Here is a 19141-nt window from a genome sequence, read left to right as displayed (position 1 = left end):
ACGAAAACAGCATGTTGGCAGCCTTCGCACCGTGCTGCCAACACCGCGGAGAGGGCGTCGATTGCGCCCCGCCCGCGGGCGGTGCTATAAGTTCGGCGACAGCGCACCGGGCTTCGACAAGAGCAGGCAGAACACGTGAACGACACGCCCCAACCCCCTGACGACGAAAGCGGAAACGCGACGCCCGCCTATTCCGGGCCGGTGATCGACATCGCCGACGAAATGCGGTCTTCCTATCTCGACTACGCGATGAGCGTGATCGTCAGCCGCGCGATCCCGGATCTTCGCGATGGCCTGAAGCCTGTGCACCGGCGCATTCTTTACGCGATGCACGAAACCGGCAACAGCCACGACAAGCCCTACAGGAAATCCGCGCGGCCCGTCGGCGACGTGATGGGGCGCTACCACCCGCATGGCGACAGCGCGATCTACGACGCGCTGGTGCGCATGGCGCAGGACTTCTCGATGTCGCTGCCGCTCCTCGACGGACAGGGCAATTTCGGCTCCATGGACGGCGACAACCCCGCCGCCATGCGCTACACCGAGGTGCGCATGGCCAAGCCCGCCGACTACGTCCTGGCCGATATCGACAAGGACACGGTGGATTTTCAGGACAACTACGACGGCAAGGACCGCGAACCCACCGTCCTGCCCGCGCGCTTTCCCAACATGCTGGTCAACGGCGCGGGCGGCATCGCCGTGGGCATGGCCACCAACATCCCGCCCCACAACCTTGGCGAGATCGTGGACGCCACGCTTGCGCTGATCGACGACCCGGACCTGTCGTCCGAGCAGCTCATCGCGCATGTTCCGGGCCCGGATTTCCCCACGGGCGGGATCATGCTGGGCCGGTCGGGCGCGCGCAAGGCCTATCTCGAAGGGCGCGGCAGCGTCATCATCCGCGCCAGGACCCGGGTGGAGGAGCTGCGCCGCGACCGCTACGCCATCGTCATCGACGAGATCCCCTACCAGGTGAACAAGGCGTCGATGATCGAGAAGATCGCCGAGGCCGTCCGCGAAAAGCGGATCGAGGGCATCGCCCATGTCCAGGACGAGTCCGACCGTTCTGGCGTGCGCGTCGTCATCGAACTCAAACGCGACGCCACGCCCGACGTGGTGCTGAACCAGCTTTGGCGCTTCACGCCCATGCAGACCAGCTTCGGCTGCAACATGCTGGCGCTGAACGGCGGGCGGCCCGAGCAGCTCACGCTGCGCGGCTTCCTGGCGGCCTTCATTTCCTTCCGGGAAGAGGTCGTGGCGCGGCGCACCGCCTACCTGCTGCGCAAGGCGCGGGAGCGCAGCCATATCCTCTGCGGGCTCGCCGTGGCGGTCTCCAACGTGGACGAGGTCGTGGCGACGATCCGCGCCTCGGCGGACGCCGCGGAGGCGCGCGAGAAGCTGATGACCCGGCGCTGGCCCGCCGCCGACATCGCGGAATACATCCGCCTGATCGACGATCCGACGCACACGATCAACGAGGACGGCACCTACAACCTCTCCGAGGCGCAGGCCCGCGCGATCCTCGAGCTGCGGCTGCAACGCCTCACGCAGCTCGGCGTCAAGGAAGTGACCGACGAGCTCGAGGAGTTGGCCGCGAAGATCAAGGAGTACCTGGAGATCCTCGGTTCGCGCGAGCGGATCATGGGCATCATCCGCGACGAACTGCGCGAGGTGAAGGACCTCTTCGCGGTACCGCGCCGCACCGAGATCGTGGACTGGGCTGGCGATCTGGAAGACGAGGACCTGATCGAGCGCGAGGACATGGTCGTGACGGTGACCCAGTCCGGCTACATCAAGCGCACGCCGCTCGGCGACTTCCGCGCGCAGAAGCGCGGCGGCAAGGGGCTTTCCGGCATGGCCACGAAAGAGGACGACGTGGTCACCACGCTCTTCGTCGCCAACACCCACACGCCGCTTCTGTTCTTCACCACCGACGGGATGGTCTACAAGCTCAAGACGTGGCGCCTGCCGCTCGGGGCGCGCACGGCGCGGGGAAAGGCGATCGTCAACATCCTGCCGATCCCGCAAGGCGTCTCCATCGCCGCGATCATGCCGGTGGACCGCCCCGAAGAGGAGTGGGACGCGCTGCAGATCATGTTCGCCACCTCCGCCGGCGACGTGCGGCGCAATGCGCTCTCGGACTTCACCAACGTGATGCGGAACGGCAAGATCGCGATGCGGCTGCCCGAAGGCGTGGAACTGGTGAACGCGCGCATCGCCTCCGAGGATGAGGACGTGATGCTCGTCACCGATTCCGGCCGCGCGATCCGCTTCCCCTCGACGGAGGTGCGCGTCTTCAAGGGGCGCGATTCCACCGGCGTGCGGGGCATCCGACTGCAGCGCGGCGACCGCGTGGTGTCGATGTCGGTCATTCGCCACTTCGAGGCCACGCCCGACGAACGCGCCGCCTATCTGAAGATGCGCCGCGCCGTGGCCGGTGCGGCCGAAGAAGACGCAATCCACGACGACGAGGAGTCGACGGACGCCAACGCGACCATCGCGCCGTCGCGCTACGCCGGGATGTCGGCCGCCGAGAACCTGATCCTCACGATTACCGCCAAGGGGCTCGGCAAGATCACCTCGAGCCACGACTACCCGGTGCGCGGGCGCGGCGGCCTCGGGGTGCAGGCGATCGACAAGGGCCTGCGCGGCGGTCCCGTGGTGGCCTGCTTCCCCGTAGAGATGGACGACCAGGTGATGCTCGCCACCTCGCGCGGCCAGTCGATCCGCGTGCCCGTTGAGGGCATTTCCTTCCGCTCGCGCAGCGCGGGCGGGGTGAAGGTGTTCGACACGCGCGAGGGCGAAGAGGTCGTCTCGGTGGCGTGGATCGCGGACCAGGGCGAGGAGACGGAGGAGGACGCGGGCTGAGGATCCCTCGCCCGCGTCGTCGCGGCGCCAGATCCGGCGCGCCTCAAAGCCCGTAAAGCGCGCCGAATTTCGTTTCGAGATAGTCCATGAGGGGCGCCTCGGAGGGCGGCTCGCCGGTCGCGCGCATGATGAGGTCGCGCGGTTCCAGCACGCCGCCGTGGCGCTGCACCCGCTCGGCGAGCCAAGCGGTCGCGGCCGACGGGTCGCCCCGGGCGAGATCCTCGTCGAGCGCCGGCAGATCCCGCCGTATCGCCGCGTGCAGGCACCCGGCATAGACATTGCCCAGCGTGTAGGTCGGGAAGTAGCCGAAGAGGCCCACCGACCAGTGCACGTCCTGCAGGAAGCCCTCCGAGGGCCGCGTCACCTGCTGGCCGAAATCGGCGGCGAACCGATCGTCCCACGCGCCTTCAAGGTCGGCCACGGAAAGATCGCCCGCGATCAGCGCGCGCTCCAGATCGAAGCGCATCAGGATGTGCAGGTTGTAGTGCAGTTCGTCCGCCTCGGTCCGGATGAAACCCGGATGGACGCGGTTGACGGTGGCGTGGAACGCCTCCGCGTCCGGCACGCCGACCTCCCCGAAGGCCTCGCGCATCCGCGCGAAAAGCCAGCCGGTGAAGGCGCGCGAGCGGCCGAGCTGGTTCTCGTAGATGCGGCTCTGGCTTTCGTGCACGCCCATGGAGACGCCCTGCCCCGCCGGCGTGAGCGCGAGCGCCGGGTCGATCCGCTGCTCGTAGGTGGCGTGGCCCACCTCGTGGATGGTGGAATAGAGGCAGTTGAAAGGGTCGGCGGGATCGGTGCGCGTGGTGATGCGCACGTCCGCGCCCGAGCCGGAGCTGAAGGGATGCACCGCCGTGTCGATCCGCCCCCGCGCCAGGTCGTAGCCGAAGGCCCGCGCGAGTTCCTCGGCCAGCGCGCGCTGGTGCGCCGCGTCGAAGCGCCCCGAAAGCGCGGGCGGCGCGGGGCGCTCCAGCACCGCCGCGCGAAGGGTGGCGAGGCGCGGGCGCATGGCCTCGAACATGGCCCGAAGTTCCGCCACGCGCGCGCCGGATTCGTAGTCCTGCAACAGCGCCTCGTAGGGGTCGCCCGCGCCCGCGAGCGCCGCGCCCTCCTCCCGCCGCAGCCGCACCACCTCCGCGAGCACGGGCAGGAACCCGGCCGGATCGTCGGCGGCGCGCGCGGCGGCCCAGATGCCCTGGGCGCGGCTCGTCACCCGTGCGATCTCGGCGGCGAGATCTTCGGGCACCTTGACCGCGCGCTCGTGGGCGCGGCGGATCAGGCGAAGCTGCGCCGCGCCGGCGGCGTCGGGCGGCTCGGCCTCGGCGAGCCACGCGCCCACCCGCGGATCGGCCCGCCGGGCGTGCAGCACCGCCTCCATAGCGCCCATCTCCTCGGCGCGCTGCTCGACCGCGCCGCGCGGCATCACCGTCTCCTGGTCCCAGCCGAGGCGGCCGGCCACCTGCTCCAGCGCCGCGGTGCGCCGGGCGTGGGCCATCAGACTCTCGAAGGCGGTCATGCCGCGCGCACCGACTGCGCCACCGGGTAGAGCGCCATGAAGCGCGCCCGCAGGATCAGCACCCAGAGCACCACCGCGCCGAACTGGTGAACGATGGCGAGATGCCAGGGCGCCCCGTAGATCACCGTCACGATTCCGAGGACGACCTGCAGGGACAGGATGGCCAGCACCGCGTTCATGGAAAACCGCGTCGCCGCATTGGCCGACCGGCGGTACCGCCACCACGCGACGAGGCCCAGAAGGAACAGCGCGTAACCCGCCATGCGGTGCATGAACTGCACGAGCCCGTCATCCTCGAAGAAGTTCCGCCAGACCGGTTCCAGCTGGAAGGGATAGGGCGGGAAGAAACCGCCCGCCATCAGCGGCCAGTCGGTGTAGTTCCGCCCCGCGTCGATCCCGGCCACCAGCGCGCCGAGGAGGATCTGGAGGAACGCCACAGCGCCGAGCGCCGCGCCCCAGCCCGCGAGCGCCCCCTCGCGGGCCCGTCGCGCCTGCATCAGGTCGCGCTCTTCCCGCCCGAGGCGGAAGACATACCAGGCGATGAGCCCCAGGATCACGAAGGCGAGGCCCAGATGGGTGGCGAGGCGGTAGCTCGCCACGTCGAGCATGCTGCCTTCGAGCCCCGAGGCCACCATCCACCAGCCGATCGCGCCCTGAAGCCCGCCGAGCGCGCCCAGGAGAAAGAGCCGCCCGGTCCAGCCCGGCGGCATCCTCCGCGTCACGAGGAGGCCCAGGAAGCCCGCGGCCCAGACCACGCCGATGAAGCGGCCGAGCTGGCGGTGGCCCCATTCCCACCAGTAGATGAACTTGAACTCTGCAAGGCTCATCCCCTTGTTCTGCAACTGGTATTCGGGGATCTGCCGGTAAAGGTCGAATTCCCGCCGCCAGTCCTCCGCCGACATCGGCGGCAGCGCACCTGTCACGGGCCGCCACTCCGTGATGGAAAGCCCGGAATCGGTGAGCCGGGTGAGCCCGCCCACCGCGATCATCACCACCACCAGCGCGAAGAGGATCATCAGCCAGACGCGCACCGCGCCGCGGGCACCGCGCCGCCCGGCGTCGATCATCCCGCCGCGCGGCGCGTCCGCCGGCCGGCCGACCTCTTCCACGTCCTCGAAGAGCTTGCGTTTCTCGTTCATTCCCGCCTCCTCGACACCGCGCGAGACCCTATGTCGCCCACCCCCTCCGGGCAAGCTACTCCGGCCCCTTCCGCCCCCGGACCAACTGCCGCAGCGCCCCGTGCAGGATTCGCACATCCACCTGCGTCAGCGGCATCCGCGACCAGAGGTTGCGCAGATTCCGGCGCATTCCCTCCGCCTTGTGTTCTGGGAAGAAGAAGCCCGCCTCGTCGAGCCGGTCCTCCCAGTGCCGGGCGAGGATCTCCATCTCGCCCGCGCTGGCCCAGCCGCCACGGCCGGTGTCGATCGCCTCGTGCACCACCTCGGCGGTCTGGCGGCGCCATTCATAGGCGGCCAGCAGCACGCATTGCGCAAGGTTCAGGCTCGGGAACTCGGGGTTCACGGGCACCGTGATGACCGTGTTGGCCCGGGCGATGTCGTCGTTCTCGAGCCCGGTGCGCTCGGGCCCGAAGAGGATCGCGACACGTTCGCCCGCGGCGAGGCGGTCGTGCGCGTCCGCCATAGCGCGTTCGGGGCTGAGCACGGGGATGGTCATGTCGCGCGGGCGCGCGGTCGTGGCGTAGACATGGGTAGCGTCGGCGATGGCGGCGGGCGTGTCCGCGAAGACCTGCGCCGCGTCCAGAAGCCGCCCCGCCCCGCTCGCCATGGCCGCGGCCTTCGGATTGGGCCAGCCGTCGCGCGGGTCCACCACCCGCATCCGGTCGAGCCCGAAGTTCCACATGCCGCGCGCCGCCGCGCCGATGTTCTCGCCCATCTGCGGGCGCACGAGAACGAAGGCGGGCTGGCGCGGCGTGTCGGTCATGGGGCTCCGGGGCGCGAGGGGCGGGTCGCGCGCCTGATAGCTGCCGCCGGGAGCCGCCGCAAGCGCCGCCGCCGCGTTGTGGCCAAGCCCGTCGCCCCGCGCTATAGGGGCCGGCGACAGACCGACAGGAGCCGCGAAATGGCCGAGCCCGAGCAGCCGCAGATCTACCTCGTCACGCCCCCCGCCTTCGAGCGCGACGCCTTCGCCGACCGCCTCGCGGGCGTGCTCGATGCCCATCCCGTGGCGTGCCTGCGGCTGGCGCTGGCCACGCAGGACGCGGGCGAGGTCGGGCGGGCCGCCGACACGCTGCGCGAGGTGGCCCATGCCCGCGACGTGCCGATCGTCGTGGCCGAGCACCTCGCGCTGGTGGAGCCGCATGGCCTCGACGGCGTGCACCTGCTTCACGGGGCGCGCGGCGTGCGCAAGGCCCGCGCGGCGCTCGGCGCGGAGCCCATCCTGGGCGCGTTCTGCGCCACGTCGCGGCACGAGGGCATGACCGCCGGCGAGGCGGGCGCCGATTACGTGAGCTTCGGACCGGTGGGGGCGACCGGGCTCGGGGACGGAACCGTCGCGGAGGCAGAGCTTTTCGCCTGGTGGTCGGAGATGATCGAACTGCCCGTGGTGGCCGAAGGCGCACTCGACGCGGCGCTCGTGGCGCGCCTGGCGCCCGTCACCGATTTCTTCGCCGTGGGCGAGGAGATCTGGCGCGAGGACGACCCGGCCGCGGCGCTCGGGCGGCTCATCGCGGCGATGGCGGGCTAGGCAAGACCGGCCTCAATCCCCCCGCGCACGCGCTCCTCGAGCGTGGCGGCAAGCACCTTGCGGCCCTCGAACGCCGAGACGTCCAGGGGCGGATGCCAGACGACCTCCACCGCGCCGCGCCCGGGCGTGGCCAGAAGCTTCAGAAGATGGGGGCCGAAATCCATGTCGCCCCACCAGCCGTAAAATCGCGGATCCTCGCCCGCAGGCGCGCGCCAGATCACCGAGACCGGCTGCACCCGCATCCGCGGGGCCAGTGCCGGGTTGAAGAGCGCCTCGAAAAGCGTGGGCTTGAAAGGAAGAACGCGCCGACCGTCGGTCGAGGTGCCCTCGGGAAAGAAGAGCAGCCGATGCCCGGCCAGCAGCCGCGTCTCGAAGGCCACGCGCTGCGCCGCCGCCTGGCGGGGATCGCGCGCGACGAAAAGCGTGCCGGTGGCCCGCGCCAGCCAGCCGATGCCGGGCCAGCCCGCCACCTCCGCCTTGGCCACGAAGTAAAGCCGCGTTCCCGCGTTCAGCGCGAAGATGTCCGCCCAGGAGGCGTGATTGGCCACCATCGCGCCCTCGCCCGTCATCGGCCGGCCCCGCTGGCGGTAGCGAACCCCCAGAAGAACAAGCGCCACCCTGCAGACACCCTGCGTGATCCAGGGCGTCACCGGCCGCGCGGGCCCGAAGATCGGGCGCTCGGCGAGCCGCAGCGAAAGCAGAAGCGCGAGCCCGCCGAACACCACCAGCGCGAGCGGAACGCCCCGCAATGCGACGAGCGCCCAGCCAAGCGCGCCGGGGGCGCCGCGATCCGCGGGCGGCTCCGCGCCGCGCCAGGTGCGGCTCATCGTGCCCCGCCGCGGCTGTAGAGCGCGGACTGGCGCGGGTTCATTCGCCCCGTGTCCATCACGAGGCAGACATCGGTCGTGTTGAACGCGCGGTCGATATAGGCGCCCTCGCCCACAACGCCGCCGAGCCGCAGATAAGCCTTGATGAGCGCGGGCACCTTCAGCATGGCGCGGCGCCGGTCGATCCGGTCCTCGGGCATCAGCTCCATGCTCTGAAAGACGCGCGAGCGCACGCGCAGGTCCGGCGGGGCGAGATGTCGGTGATGCAGAAGCGACAGGGGCTCGGCCAGCGCGGCGGTATCGGTGCCGTGGAAGCTCGCCACGCCGAACATCAGCTCGATCCCGTGCCGGTCCACGTAATCGGCAAGCCCGCTCCAGAGATGGTACATGGCCGTGCCGCCCCGGTAGTCGGGATGCAGGCAGGAGCGCCCGAGCTCCAGCAGCCGCCGCCCGTCGGCGCGCAGGGGCGCGAGATCGTACTCGTCCTCGGAATAGAACTGCCCCGCCGCACGGGCCTGGTCGTCGCGCATCACGCGGTAGACCCCCACGACATGGTCGAGCGACGCGGCGTCGCGGCGCTCGTCGATCAGGACAAGATGGTCGAAGAACGGGTCGAAGCGGTCCCGCTCGAGCCGCCGCGCGTGGTCGACCATCGCGCCACCGCCGCCGAGCTCGTCCACGAAGACGTCGTAGCGCAGCCGCTGGGCGGCGAGAATGTCGCGCTCGGCACGCGCCAGCGCCACGCGGAAGAGGGGCTCGTGTGCGGACATCGACCTTCGCAAGGATGGTGCCGGGGGTGTCTAGGCAAGCGCGGAACGATTGGCAACCGCCTCCAGGGCGCAACTATTCAGGAGGGTTTTGCGCCTCTATTTACCAATCCAGGGTTGTTTTTACCTTTCGGTAACAGAATCATTCCTCAATGACCGGCATGAGCGCGACGCGGGATCCTTCCAGCACCACCTTGCCTTCCTCGCGGAAGTTCACGGTGATGCGCCCGCCGATGTTGGATTGCACCTGCCCGATGCCCCAGTCCGGGCGATCCGGGTGGCGTACCAGCATCCCGGGTTCCAGGAGTGCGTTCATGTCCGTCATGTCGTCCGTCCCTTCTGTCCAGACCTGCCATGTCCGAGCCTAGTCACGATCTCGCCGGTCTCATAGGAAGCCGGATCTGCCACGATCTCGTCAGCCCGATCGGCGCCATCGGCAACGGGCTCGAGCTTCTGTCGCTTGCCGCCAGGCCCGACGGCCCCGAAATGGCGCTCATCTCGGAAAGCTGCGCCAGCGCGCAGGCGCGCATCCGTTTCTACCGCCTCGCCTTCGGCACGGGGCCGGGCGAACAGCGCATCGGCGTTCCTGAGGCGCGCGCCCTCGCCGAGGGGTATCTTCATGGCGGGCGGCTTGCGCTCGACTGGGCGACCGGCAGCGATCTTTCGCGGCAGGAACTGCAACTGGGATACCTCGCGCTCCTGTGCTTCGAAAGCGCGATGCCGCTGGGCGGCACCGTCCGAATGGGCCGCGCGGAGGACCGCTGGCGTCTCGACGGCACGGCGCCGCGCCTCCGCGCCGACCCCGTCCTCTGGGACGGGCTCGCAACGCCGCAGGGACCGGGCTGCGTGACGCCGGCTTCGGTGCAGTTCGCCCTGCTCGCGCTTCATGCCAACGGGGCGCAACGGGCGATCGACGTGGAGATCACGGCCGAACGCCTGTGCATGCGGGTCTGACGCGCGCGCCGTCAGGATCGCACCGTTCCGTCGCCGTCCACGAGGTACTTGAAACTCGTGAGCTGCTCCGCCCCCACCGGGCCGCGGGCGTGCAACTTGCCGGTCGCGATGCCGATCTCCGCGCCCATCCCGAACTCGCCCCCGTCGGCGAACTGGGTCGAGGCGTTGCGCATCAGGATCGCGCTGTCGAGCCGTTCGAAGAAGCGCGCCGCCGCGGCGTCGTCCTCGGTCAGGATGCAGTCGGTGTGCTGCGACCCGAAGGCGCGGATATGCGCGATCGCGGCGTCGATGTCGGGCACGACCTTCGCGGCGATGTCCATATCGAGGTATTCGCGGCCCCAATCCTCTTCCGTGGCCGGCAGCGTGCCCTCGATGCGGGCGAGACGTTCGTCGGCATGCACCGTCACACCCGCCTCGACGAGGTTGCGGATCACGCCATGGCCCACGCTGTCGGCCACCGCCTCGTGGATCAGCAGGCACTCCGCCGCGCCGCAGATGCCGGGGCGCCGGGTCTTGGCGTTCCGCACGACCTTGAGCGCCTTCACCGGATCGGCGGCCGCGTCGATGTAGATGTGCACGATCCCTTCCAGATGGGCGAAGACCGGCACCCGCGCCTCGCGCTGGACGAGCCCGACGAGGCCCTTGCCGCCGCGCGGCACGATCACGTCGATATGCCCGGTCATGCCCAGCATCGCGGACACGGCGGCGCGGTCGCGGACAGGCACGAGCTGGATCGCGTCGCGCGGCAGCCCCGCGGCCACGAGGCCCTCCTGAAGGCAGGCGTGGATCGCGCCCGAGGAATGCAGGCTTTCCGACCCCCCGCGCAGGATCACCGCGTTCCCGGCCTTGAGGCAGAGCGCGCCGGCATCGGCGGTCACGTTGGGCCGGCTTTCGTAGATCACCCCGATCACGCCGATCGGCGTGCGCACGCGGCGGATGTGCAGGCCCGAGGGCCGGTCCCATTCCGCCATCACCTGGCCCACCGGGTCGGGCTGGGCGGCCACGGCGCGCAGCCCCGCCGCGATGCCGTCGATCCGCCCCGGGTCCAGCGCGAGGCGGTCCATCATCGCGGGCGAAAGACCCTTTTCGCGGCCGAAATCGAGGTCCTTTGCGTTGGCGGCCAGAAGCTCGGCGCGCGCGGCCTCCAGCGCATCGGCGGCGGCCTCGAGCGCGCGCGTCTTGGCGGCCGGGTCGGCATAGGCCAGCTCGGCCGCGGCGGCGCGCGCACGGCGGCCCAGGCCGTCCATCATCGCGGGAATGTCGGGCAGATCCTTCATGGGCGTCCCCTCGCCTGGGAGCGGTCTCGTGCGGTGATCATAACGGCAAGCGTCTCAGAGCGCCATGTCGTCGCGGTGAACGATCGCGGCACGGCCCGGATACCCGAGCGCGGCCTCGATGTCGGATGAGTGCCGCCCGGCGATCGCGCGCGCCTCCTCGGCGGTGTAGCGCGACAGGCCCTGGCCCAGCTTGGCGCCGGCGGCATCGGAAATCGCCACCGGATCGCCGCGCCCGAAGGCGCCGCTGACCGCGGCCACGCCCGCCGGCAGCAGGCTCTTGCCGCGGCTCAAGGCGGCCGCCGCGCCGGCATCGACGCGAATCTCGCCCCGGGGCTTCATCGCCGCGATCCAGCGCTTGCGGGCCGAGGCCGGGTCGGTCTGCGGCGTGAACCAGGTCGCCGGCGCGCCCTTTTCAAGCGCAAGCAACGGGTTCTGTCGCATCCCTCGCGTGATCGCCAGGGCGCAGCCCGCCGCCGTCGCGGTGCGCGCGGCCATCAGCTTCGTCTTCATGCCGCCCTTCGACAGGCCGCTTCCCGCGTCGCCGGCCATCGCCTCGATCTCGGGCGTGATCGCGTCGATCACGTCGATCCGCCGCGCCGACGCGTCCACGGCCGGGTTGGCGGTGTAGAACCCGTCGACGTCCGACAGGAGCACGAGCTGGTCCGCCCCCACCGTCACCGCGACCTGCGCGGCAAGCCGGTCGTTGTCGCCATAGCGGATCTCGTCCGTGGCCACCGTGTCGTTCTCGTTCACGATGGGCACGACGCCGAGCGCGAGAAGCGTGCCGAGCGTGGCGCGCGAATTGAGATAGCGCCGCCGGTCCGCGCTGTCCTCCAGCGTCACCAGCACCTGCGCGGCGACGAGGCCATGCGGCGCCAGCACCTCCTCGTAGGCGCGCGCAAGCCGGATCTGGCCCACCGCCGCGGCCGCCTGGCTCTGCTCCAGCGGCAGCGACGCGCCGGAAAGGCCCAGCACGCCGCGCCCGAGCGCGATGGACCCCGACGAGACCAGCACGACCTCCGTGCCGCGCGCACGCAGCTGCGCGACGTCCTCGGCCAGGCTTTCCAGCCAGTCATGGCGAAGCCCGCCGCCCGCGCTTTCCACCAAGAGCGCCGAGCCGATCTTCACCACGAGCCGGCGGGCGTCCTTCAGGGCCGCCATGACGGGGGCTCCTCTCCGTCTCCTTCCGCCTCGCGCTCGGCGGCGCGTTCGGCCGCGCGGCCCGCGTCGATCTCTGCGCGGAGCGCGCGCAACACCTCGGTCACGCCCTCGCCGCTCACCGAGGACAGCGCGTGCACAGGACCGCCGCAGGCCGCCTCGAGCTCGGCCATCGCCTCGGCCAGGCTTTCCGGCTCCAGCGCGTCCACCTTGCCGAGCGCGGTGACCCGCGGCTTGTCCGCCAGGTGCCCGCTATAGGCCTCGAGCTCGTCGATGATGGTGCGCCAGTCCTCGGCCACCGTCCCGGACGTGCCGTCCACCAGATGCAGCAGCACCGCGCAACGCTCGACATGGCCGAGGAAACGGTCGCCGATGCCGCGCCCCTCATGCGCCCCCTCGATCAGGCCGGGTATGTCCGCGACGACGAATTCGACGCCATCCACGCCGACCACGCCGAGATTGGGGTGCAGCGTGGTGAACGGGTAGTCCGCGATCTTCGGCCGCGCGTTGGAGGTGGTCGCGAGGAAGGTGGACTTGCCCGCGTTGGGCAGCCCCAGAAGCCCTGCGTCGGCGATGAGCTTGAGACGCAGCCAGAGTGTGCGCTCCACCCCCTCCTGCCCCGCGTTGGCGCGCCGCGGCGCCTGGTTGGTGGAGGTCTTGAAGCGCAGGTTGCCCCAGCCGCCATTGCCGCCCTTGGCGAGGAGCACGCGCTCGCCCACCCTGGTCAGGTCGGCGACGATCGTTTCCTGATCGTCCTCGAGGATCTCGGTGCCCACGGGCACCCGCAGCGTCACGCTCGCACCATCCGCGCCGGTGCGCGATTTGCCCATGCCGTGGCGGCCGTTGTCGGCGAAGAAATGCTGCCGGTAGCGGAAGTCGATGAGCGTGTTCAGCCCGTCGACGGCCTCGGCCCAGACATCGCCGCCGCGCCCGCCATCACCGCCATCGGGGCCGCCGTATTCGACGAACTTCTCGCGCCGGAAACTGACGGCACCGGCGCCGCCGCTTCCCGAGCGGATGTCCACCTTCGCCAGATCGAGGAACTTCATCGGCTCTGTTCTCCTGCGCCGCATCGCCCTCTAGCGCGGGCGCGCGGACGGCTCAATCCAGTTTGCGGCTGTAGGTCCATGTGGGCACCTTGGCGCCGCGCGCGACCGAATAGGCCTCGGCATCGCCCAGATACGCGAAACCGCAATTCGTCAGCACGCGCGCCGAGGCGGCGTTGTCCTGAAAGACCGACGCGAACATCGCCGCCTGCCCCATCGGGTTGGCCTCGACAAGCGCGCGCACAGCCTCGCTGGCAAGCCCGGTGTTCCAGTAGGCCGGCGCCACCCAGTATCCCACCTCGGACTGGTTGCGGTCCATCCGCTTCAGTCCGATCACGCCCATGACTTCGGGGCCGTCGGATTTGGTGGCGTCCATCGCCCAGACATCCTCCTCCCGGTCGGATCCGAGGGTGCGCGCGATGAAGGCGTCGATCGCTCCGGGCGGCAGCGGATGCGGGATCGAGCGCGTCATCCGCGCGACGCGCAGATCGCCCACGTAAAGCTCGATCAGTCCCTGGTCAGACTTTCGAAGCGGCCTGAGATCGAAGCGCGCCGTCTCGATGGCGGGCTGGGTTCGAACACTCTCGATCGTCATGTCACGTCCCTCCTCCCGCGACGCCCCCTGAAAACGCGAAGGGGGACCGGCGGCGCCGGTCCCCCTTCTGCATCGGTTCCGAGGCCGGTCTACTCGGCGGCGTCCTGCACGGGCAGGACCGACACGAAGGTCCGGCCCTTGAAGCCCTTGTGGAAGGTCACGTGCCCTTCGGACACGGCGAACAGCGTGTGATCCTTGCCCTGGCCCACGCCTTCGCCCGGCCACCACTTGTTGCCGCGCTGGCGCACGATGATCGAGCCCGGCGTCGCGTGCTGGCCGCCGAAGAGTTTCACGCCAAGCCGACGCCCGGCGGAGTCGCGGCCGTTGCGGGACGAGCCGCCTGCCTTCTTGTGTGCCATATCCCGTTACTCCTTTTCTGCGACGAGCGCCTTGGCCTGTTCGATCCAGCCCTCGCGCTCGATCCGGCCCTTGAAGGACAGCTGCTCGTCGATGCGGGCCACGTCCTCTTCCGTCCACGCGGCGATCTGCGCGAAGCTGGTGATCCCGGCCGCGTTGAGTTTTTCGGCAAGTTTCGGGCCGACACCCGAGAGCTTGCGAAGATCGTCCGCCCCTTCCGCAGTCCCGTCCGCGGATGCGGCGGCTTGCGGTTTGGCCGTGGCGGCCGGCTTGCCCTTGGGCGCGACCGCCTCGGCCGCGCGCGGGACGGACCCGGCGCCGGTCGCCGCCTTGACGCCCGTGCCTTCGGCGCCCGATGCGAGGATGTCGGTCACCCGCAGGAGCGTGAGGTGCTGCCGGTGGCCCTTGGTGCGCTTGGACGAGTGCTTCCGCCGCCGCCGCACGTAATGGATCACCTTCTCGCCCTTGAACTGGTCGAGCACCTCGGCCTGCACCGCCGCGCCGTCGACGAACGGGGCGCCAAGGCGAACCTCGTCCCCGCCCAGCATCAGGACCTCGTTGAACTGGACCGTTTCGCCCGCCTCGGCGGCGAGCTTTTCCACGCGCAGCGTGTCGCCGGGGGCGACCTTGTACTGCTTACCGCCGGTCTTCAGGACCGCAAACATGGCTTTGACCTTTCCGTTCCGCGCCCTGCGGCCCCCGGGGATCGGTCCGGGCGTTCCGGGTGGGATCGAGATCCACCCGCCTCGGGCAGCGCGCCCCGCGGGGCGTCATGTGAAAATGAGAGGGCACGGCCTTCCGACCGCGCCCGTGAGCCGCGCTTATCGGGGCAAGCCCGCGCGATGTCAAGCCCGCCCGCGCTCGGGAAGCGGCTTCAGAGATCCTGCATCTCCATCTCCGCGGCAAGCGCGCGGCCCATGGCATAGGAGATCTCGGCGAACATGGCGTCGAACCCCGCGAAAAGCGCCGCGTTGAGCGCCTGTCCCGCCGGCGTACCGGCGGCATCGACATACCGCTCGAGCGCGGCGAGCTCGACAGGCCCGTGGGCCAGCAGCAGAAAGCCCATCAGCCACTCGCGCGTGTCCTGACGCGTCTCTTCCTCCTGCGCCCAGATCATGTCGATCATCTCGGCCTCGGAAATCTCCAGCCCGCCGCCGTCGGCCATGCCCCGATAGAACAGGAACTGCCCGTTGAGCGCCCCGGCCACGTTGGCCTCCACCAGATCGCCCGTCTCCACGAAATCCGCGACGAGCCGGCGCCGCGGGTCCTCCGGCGGGCGCACCGCGGCGGCGGCGCGGGCCTCGGCCTCGACGGCGGGATCCACCATCGCGCGCCGTGCGCTGACTTCCAGGCCGATGATGCGCTGCGCTTCGGGCGTCTCGAAATAGGCGACCAGGGGCGCCGTGTCCGTGCCCCGGAGCGCGTCCGCGAAGACACGCCGGAGCGTCCCCTCCATCCGTTCGGTGTCGTAGATCCGGTCGAGCGTCGCGCGCCAGGAGCCCGGGATGCGCCCCGGAAGTGACTCCCGGGCGAGCTGCTCGCCATGCGCGACACCTTCCTCGCGCATGATCTCGACGATGTCGGCAAATCCGAGCAGATCGCCGAGCCGTCGGGCATCGTCGGCGCGCACCGCCGCCGGAAGGAGCGCGATCAGAAGGGCGGCGATGGCCAGCGGCCGTAGGAACATGGCGGTACTCCGTGGGATGAAGGCAGAACATCCGGATCCGCAGCCTACGCGCGCGCCTCGCGCTTTCCAAGCGCCACCATTGCCGCGCGCCGGCCAGCGCGGCACGGGGATTCCGGGTTGCACGGGGTCGTTCGACCCGCTACATCCCCGCCCCAGACCCCCGCGGAGAGGTGCCGGAGTGGTCGAACGGGACGGTTTCGAAAACCGTTGACCTCGCAAGGGGTCCCAGGGTTCGAATCCCTGTCTCTCCGCCATTTTATCTATGTTTATCGTATGAAATCAATCATCTGGATGGATTTCGTGAGTGAATATTGCCATCCTACCCGCCAACGCTGAAAGTGTGTCAGAGCTAACCTAACTCGTGTTGCTTCCTTAAGGATTTCTTTGGCACAAGCGGCGCTAGGCGCAAATATATGTCTCCCTCCGGCGCCTCGATTGCCCGTTTAACGATCACTGATATTGGCATGTCGGCGCTATACCTCTTCGCAATCGCTGCTGAAACTTCCTTTGGCAAGTAACCGACTGCAACACCAGAGCCATCAGTGTTGTCCATCACCTGTATAGCATTCGGATCGTGCCGGTTCGTAGGCTCTCTCTCCAGTGAAATAGAATAGTCGCGTTTTTTTGTTACTCGTTCGATGAGCGGTTTTACCGCCTCTCGGTGCCCCAAGTCGCGTATGGTGACCAATTTGCACTCGTTGTCCTTATCGAGTTTAGGCAAGTAAACCCAGTCTGCTCCTGGATGCCGCCATTCAATGTCGAGATCACGCCATTGCTTGTTTTCGTCGTTCTGTCGCTTGCTGCGTTCCGGTTTTTCAGGTTCAGACGAAACACTACGTTTGCCTTTGAAGATCATTCTTAATCCGCCGATCAGAGCTATCCCGCCGCCGACAAGTATGATCGCTATGATTATGAGTTCGATAGCACTGATTCCTTCTTGATCGTGTTTCCCTATGTCATTCTTTCCAGCCTACCAGTTTCAAGGCCGCCTCCGAGGCTACGCCCGCCTCTTTCGCCTGCGCAAGCGCCTGCACCACGCCCGCCGCCGCGCGAACACGTCCGCCCGCGTCATACGCCTGGAGCGGCTGCATCAAGTCCATCGTCACCGGCTGGCCCAGCTTCGCCGTCGCCTCTTCGGCCATGAGCGCCGCGATAGGCTGGAGCGTCCATTGCGCCAAATGCCGTTGACACTCGCGCACCATCGGCCCTGTCGTCGCGTTGTAGAGCAAGCGCGGCAGAACGCCGAAGGCCGCACAGATCGCATCCCGCGATGCCGTCAGCGTCTCGCGCGTCATGGCCCGGCTCAGATCGGGCGTGACGTCGCTCGGGCGCCAGTCCTGCGCCGGAGCTGGCCCGCCCGCCGCCGTCACCTGCACCGACTCGCGCAACATGAGCTTGCCGCGGGCGCCCTTGAAGCTCCGGCCCAGCTTCGCAAGATCGACGTCTTCGCTCACCCGCGCGGCCCGTCGCGGAAAGGTGGCGCCGACCCGCCGTGGAGATAGCGCCAGCCCGGCGCAGGTTCAAAACTCCGCCCACGCGTCGGACGCCGATGCATCCCCGCCGCCCCCGGCGGCGGCGCGCCTCACCGACCGCGGCGGTGCCGCCGCAGGCGCAGGCGCGGCCCGGCGCGCAGGTTCGGCCGCCGCGGCGGGCATGTCGGCGAGCGAGAAGCGCCCGAGCGCCGCCGCGAGGCGCTCGGCCTCGCTCTTGAGCTGGTGGCTGGACGCGGTCGCCTCCTCGATCGCCGCGACATTCTGCTGGGTCACCTGGTCGAGCTGGTTGATGCCCGTATTGATCTCCTGAAGCCCGACCGCCTGCTCGCGCGCGGAGGTCGCAATGTCGGACACGAGATCGGCCACGTTCCCGACACGCGTCACGATCCGCTTCAGCGCCTCGCCGGTGCGGCCGACGAGCTTCCCCCCCTGCTCGACCTGCGCGGCGCTTTTCGAGATGAGCGCCTGGATTTCCTGTGCCGAGCCGGAGGCCCGCTGCGCCAGCGCGCGCACTTCGGACGCCACGACGGCGAAGCCCCGCCCCGCCTCGCCGGCGCGGGCGGCCTCGACGCCGGCGTTGAGGGCAAGGAGATTTGTCTGGAACGCGATATCGTCGATCACGCCGATGATCCGGGTCACCTGACGCGAGGACTCCTCGATCTCGTGCATCGCTTCGACAGCGTTCAGCACCACCTCGCCGCTCGATTCGGCCTCGGCGCGCGCTTCGCCGACGGCGTGATCCGCCTCGCCCGCCTTCTCGGCGGCGGATTTCACACTGGCGGTGAGTTCGTCGAGCGCCGCGGCCGATTCCTCCAGCGTCGCGGCCTGCGATTCGGCTCGCCGCGACGACTCGCTCGCCCCTTGTGCCACTTCTTCGGCACTGGCCTTGACGGTGGTCGCACTGAGCCGGACCTGTGCGATGAGCGTCGCCAGCGTTTCCGCGAGCGCATTGAAGTCACGACAGAACTTGCGCGTCTCCTCGTCGAGCTCGGGATCGTCCGCGCCGGCCACCCGAACGTCGAGCGCCCCGTCTGCAAGCGCGACGAGCTTTTCGGCAAGATCGGCCAGAACAGCCGTGCGCCGCTCTTCGAGCGCCCGGCGCGCGGCGTGTTCGCGTTCCGCATCGCCCAGCGTCCGGCCGAGTTCCTCGAGGTTGCGCGCGATGGTTCCGATTGCGTCTCGACGGTCCGCGCCCGCGATTTCCGCATCATGGTCCCCGGACGCGATCCGTTCGATGCCGGCCGCCACACGCTCCACCGAGCGGGTGATCATGCGGCTGATCAGGTAAGCTGCCAAAGATCCCAACGCCATCGCGCAGAGAACGGTGAGCGCCATCACCACGCGCGTGCGCTCGGCCTGCGCCTCGGCCGCGCGCTGCACGTCCTGAACCCGCGCCTGAAGCGCTTCCTGCACCCCGTCGAGCTCCGCCTCGATGCGGCGCGCCTCGGGCTTGAGCGTGTCCTCGAAGATCTTGATGCGCGTCATGCTGTTGGCGATCTCCGCCCGCTCGAACGCGTCGCCATAGGACTCGAAGGCCGCCGCGAGACGGTCGACCTCGGTCGCGAGCGCGGCGTCGCGGGCATCGGGGGGAACGGCCGCGCCGAACATCTCACGCACGCGCCCCCGCGCCTCGACGACCTCGGCGCGATTCGACCGCACCTGAGCCACCATGTCCGTCTCGCCGTTGTGGAAGGCGAGCGCGCCCAGATGCGCCTGCACGATGTCTTCCTTCATGTTGGAGACGAATTCAGACTGCGCCGCCAGCGACGTGGCGAGGCGGAGGTCGGCCGATGTCTGGTGAAGCTTGAGAAAGGACATGCCCGCCACGGCCAGCGTGACGAATGTCAGAATGGCCGCGAGGCCGAAGATCTGCTCGCCCAGCCCGAATTTGCGCAT

The 19141-nt window shown here is 69.5% G+C and carries 19 protein-coding genes and 1 tRNA gene; 4 read left to right on the top strand and 16 right to left on the bottom strand.

What is annotated here, in order from left to right; translation table 11 throughout:
- Positions 1 to 135: 135 nt before the first annotated feature.
- Positions 136 to 2868 (top strand): DNA gyrase subunit A, encoded by a 2733-nt coding sequence (gyrA, locus tag AB6A69_RS06125; RefSeq protein ID WP_371060116.1) that lies wholly within the window; start codon positions 136 to 138, stop codon positions 2866 to 2868.
- Between the two features lie 43 nt (positions 2869 to 2911).
- On the opposite strand, the gene AB6A69_RS06120 is transcribed toward gyrA, so the two are convergent.
- Genes AB6A69_RS06120 through AB6A69_RS06110 form a run of 3 tightly spaced genes read right to left on the bottom strand, consistent with a single transcriptional unit; the run spans position 2912 to position 6322 of the window.
- Entirely contained in the window at positions 2912 to 4381 is a 1470-nt protein-coding gene (locus tag AB6A69_RS06120) for a carboxypeptidase M32 (RefSeq protein ID WP_371060115.1), read from the bottom strand.
- Positions 4378 to 5520, bottom strand: a complete 1143-nt coding sequence (ctaA, locus tag AB6A69_RS06115) for a heme A synthase (RefSeq protein WP_371060114.1) — start codon at positions 5518 to 5520, stop codon at positions 4378 to 4380. The genes AB6A69_RS06120 and ctaA overlap by 4 nt, the downstream gene beginning before the upstream one ends.
- 55 nt (positions 5521 to 5575) lie before the next feature.
- On the bottom strand, positions 5576 to 6322 hold the full coding sequence (locus AB6A69_RS06110) for an RNA methyltransferase (protein WP_371060113.1): 747 nt from the start codon (positions 6320 to 6322) through the stop codon (positions 5576 to 5578).
- A 138-nt stretch (positions 6323 to 6460) separates the two neighbouring features.
- Between AB6A69_RS06110 and AB6A69_RS06105 the strand changes: the two genes are divergently transcribed.
- Entirely contained in the window at positions 6461 to 7084 is a 624-nt protein-coding gene (locus tag AB6A69_RS06105; protein ID WP_371038993.1) for a thiamine phosphate synthase, read from the top strand.
- On the opposite strand, the gene AB6A69_RS06100 is transcribed toward AB6A69_RS06105, so the two are convergent.
- From AB6A69_RS06100 to AB6A69_RS06090, 3 genes are all read right to left on the bottom strand, one after another.
- Positions 7081 to 7911: a lysophospholipid acyltransferase family protein gene (locus AB6A69_RS06100; protein WP_371055507.1), complete on the bottom strand. Its 831-nt coding sequence runs from the start codon at positions 7909 to 7911 to the stop codon at positions 7081 to 7083. The two genes, AB6A69_RS06105 and AB6A69_RS06100, sit on opposite strands and share 4 nt — an antisense overlap.
- Positions 7908 to 8681: a GNAT family N-acetyltransferase gene (locus AB6A69_RS06095; RefSeq protein WP_371060112.1), complete on the bottom strand. Its 774-nt coding sequence runs from the start codon at positions 8679 to 8681 to the stop codon at positions 7908 to 7910. Before AB6A69_RS06095 ends, AB6A69_RS06100 begins: the two co-directional genes overlap by 4 nt.
- A gap of 139 nt (positions 8682 to 8820) precedes the next feature.
- Complete coding sequence (locus AB6A69_RS06090) at positions 8821 to 9003, bottom strand: DUF3553 domain-containing protein (protein WP_371038996.1); 183 nt, start codon at positions 9001 to 9003, stop codon at positions 8821 to 8823.
- 29 nt (positions 9004 to 9032) lie between these two features.
- Between AB6A69_RS06090 and AB6A69_RS06085 the strand changes: the two genes are divergently transcribed.
- Positions 9033 to 9632 carry a histidine phosphotransferase family protein gene (locus tag AB6A69_RS06085; RefSeq protein ID WP_371060111.1) on the top strand — a complete coding sequence of 200 codons (600 nt, stop codon included), beginning with the start codon at positions 9033 to 9035 and terminating at the stop codon, positions 9630 to 9632.
- Positions 9633 to 9643: 11 nt separating this feature from the next.
- Here the strand turns inward: AB6A69_RS06085 and AB6A69_RS06080 are convergent, their stop codons facing one another.
- The 7 genes from AB6A69_RS06080 to AB6A69_RS06050 form a co-directional block, all read right to left on the bottom strand.
- On the bottom strand, positions 9644 to 10909 hold the full coding sequence (locus tag AB6A69_RS06080; protein WP_371038998.1) for a glutamate-5-semialdehyde dehydrogenase: 1266 nt from the start codon (positions 10907 to 10909) through the stop codon (positions 9644 to 9646).
- A gap of 54 nt (positions 10910 to 10963) precedes the next feature.
- Positions 10964 to 12070, bottom strand: coding sequence for a glutamate 5-kinase (proB, locus tag AB6A69_RS06075; protein WP_371060110.1), 1107 nt, complete (start codon positions 12068 to 12070; stop codon positions 10964 to 10966).
- A complete protein-coding gene (obgE, locus tag AB6A69_RS06070) occupies positions 12058 to 13116 on the bottom strand; it encodes a GTPase ObgE (RefSeq protein ID WP_371060109.1) in 1059 nt (352 codons plus the stop codon). Before obgE ends, proB begins: the two co-directional genes overlap by 13 nt.
- 52 nt (positions 13117 to 13168) lie before the next feature.
- The gene (locus AB6A69_RS06065; protein WP_371060108.1) at positions 13169 to 13708 is read right to left on the bottom strand and encodes a GNAT family N-acetyltransferase; all 540 of its coding nucleotides are present in this window, start codon (positions 13706 to 13708) and stop codon (positions 13169 to 13171) included.
- A gap of 89 nt (positions 13709 to 13797) precedes the next feature.
- Positions 13798 to 14067 carry a 50S ribosomal protein L27 gene (gene rpmA / locus AB6A69_RS06060; RefSeq protein ID WP_371060107.1) on the bottom strand — a complete coding sequence of 90 codons (270 nt, stop codon included), beginning with the start codon at positions 14065 to 14067 and terminating at the stop codon, positions 13798 to 13800.
- 6 nt (positions 14068 to 14073) lie between these two features.
- The gene (locus tag AB6A69_RS06055; protein ID WP_371060106.1) at positions 14074 to 14730 is read right to left on the bottom strand and encodes a 50S ribosomal protein L21; all 657 of its coding nucleotides are present in this window, start codon (positions 14728 to 14730) and stop codon (positions 14074 to 14076) included.
- 209 nt (positions 14731 to 14939) lie between these two features.
- Positions 14940 to 15752 (bottom strand): hypothetical protein, encoded by an 813-nt coding sequence (locus AB6A69_RS06050; RefSeq protein WP_371060105.1) that lies wholly within the window; start codon positions 15750 to 15752, stop codon positions 14940 to 14942.
- Positions 15753 to 15916: 164 nt separating this feature from the next.
- Here AB6A69_RS06050 and AB6A69_RS06045 point away from each other — a divergent pair.
- Positions 15917 to 16006 (top strand) — tRNA-Ser (locus tag AB6A69_RS06045).
- 95 nt (positions 16007 to 16101) lie between these two features.
- Here the strand turns inward: AB6A69_RS06045 and AB6A69_RS06040 are convergent.
- From AB6A69_RS06040 to AB6A69_RS06030, 3 genes are all read right to left on the bottom strand, one after another.
- Positions 16102 to 16608 carry an HIRAN domain-containing protein gene (locus AB6A69_RS06040; protein ID WP_371060104.1) on the bottom strand — a complete coding sequence of 169 codons (507 nt, stop codon included), beginning with the start codon at positions 16606 to 16608 and terminating at the stop codon, positions 16102 to 16104.
- Positions 16609 to 16708: 100 nt separating this feature from the next.
- Positions 16709 to 17206 (bottom strand): hypothetical protein, encoded by a 498-nt coding sequence (locus tag AB6A69_RS06035; RefSeq protein WP_371060103.1) that lies wholly within the window; start codon positions 17204 to 17206, stop codon positions 16709 to 16711.
- Between the two features lie 66 nt (positions 17207 to 17272).
- Positions 17273 to 19141 carry a methyl-accepting chemotaxis protein gene (locus AB6A69_RS06030; protein WP_371060102.1) on the bottom strand — a complete coding sequence of 623 codons (1869 nt, stop codon included), beginning with the start codon at positions 19139 to 19141 and terminating at the stop codon, positions 17273 to 17275.

Source organism: Rhodosalinus sp. 5P4 (assembly GCF_041365695.1).
GTDB lineage: Bacteria > Pseudomonadota > Alphaproteobacteria > Rhodobacterales > Rhodobacteraceae > Rhodosalinus.
This window is presented reverse-complemented; position numbering and strand designations above follow the sequence as displayed.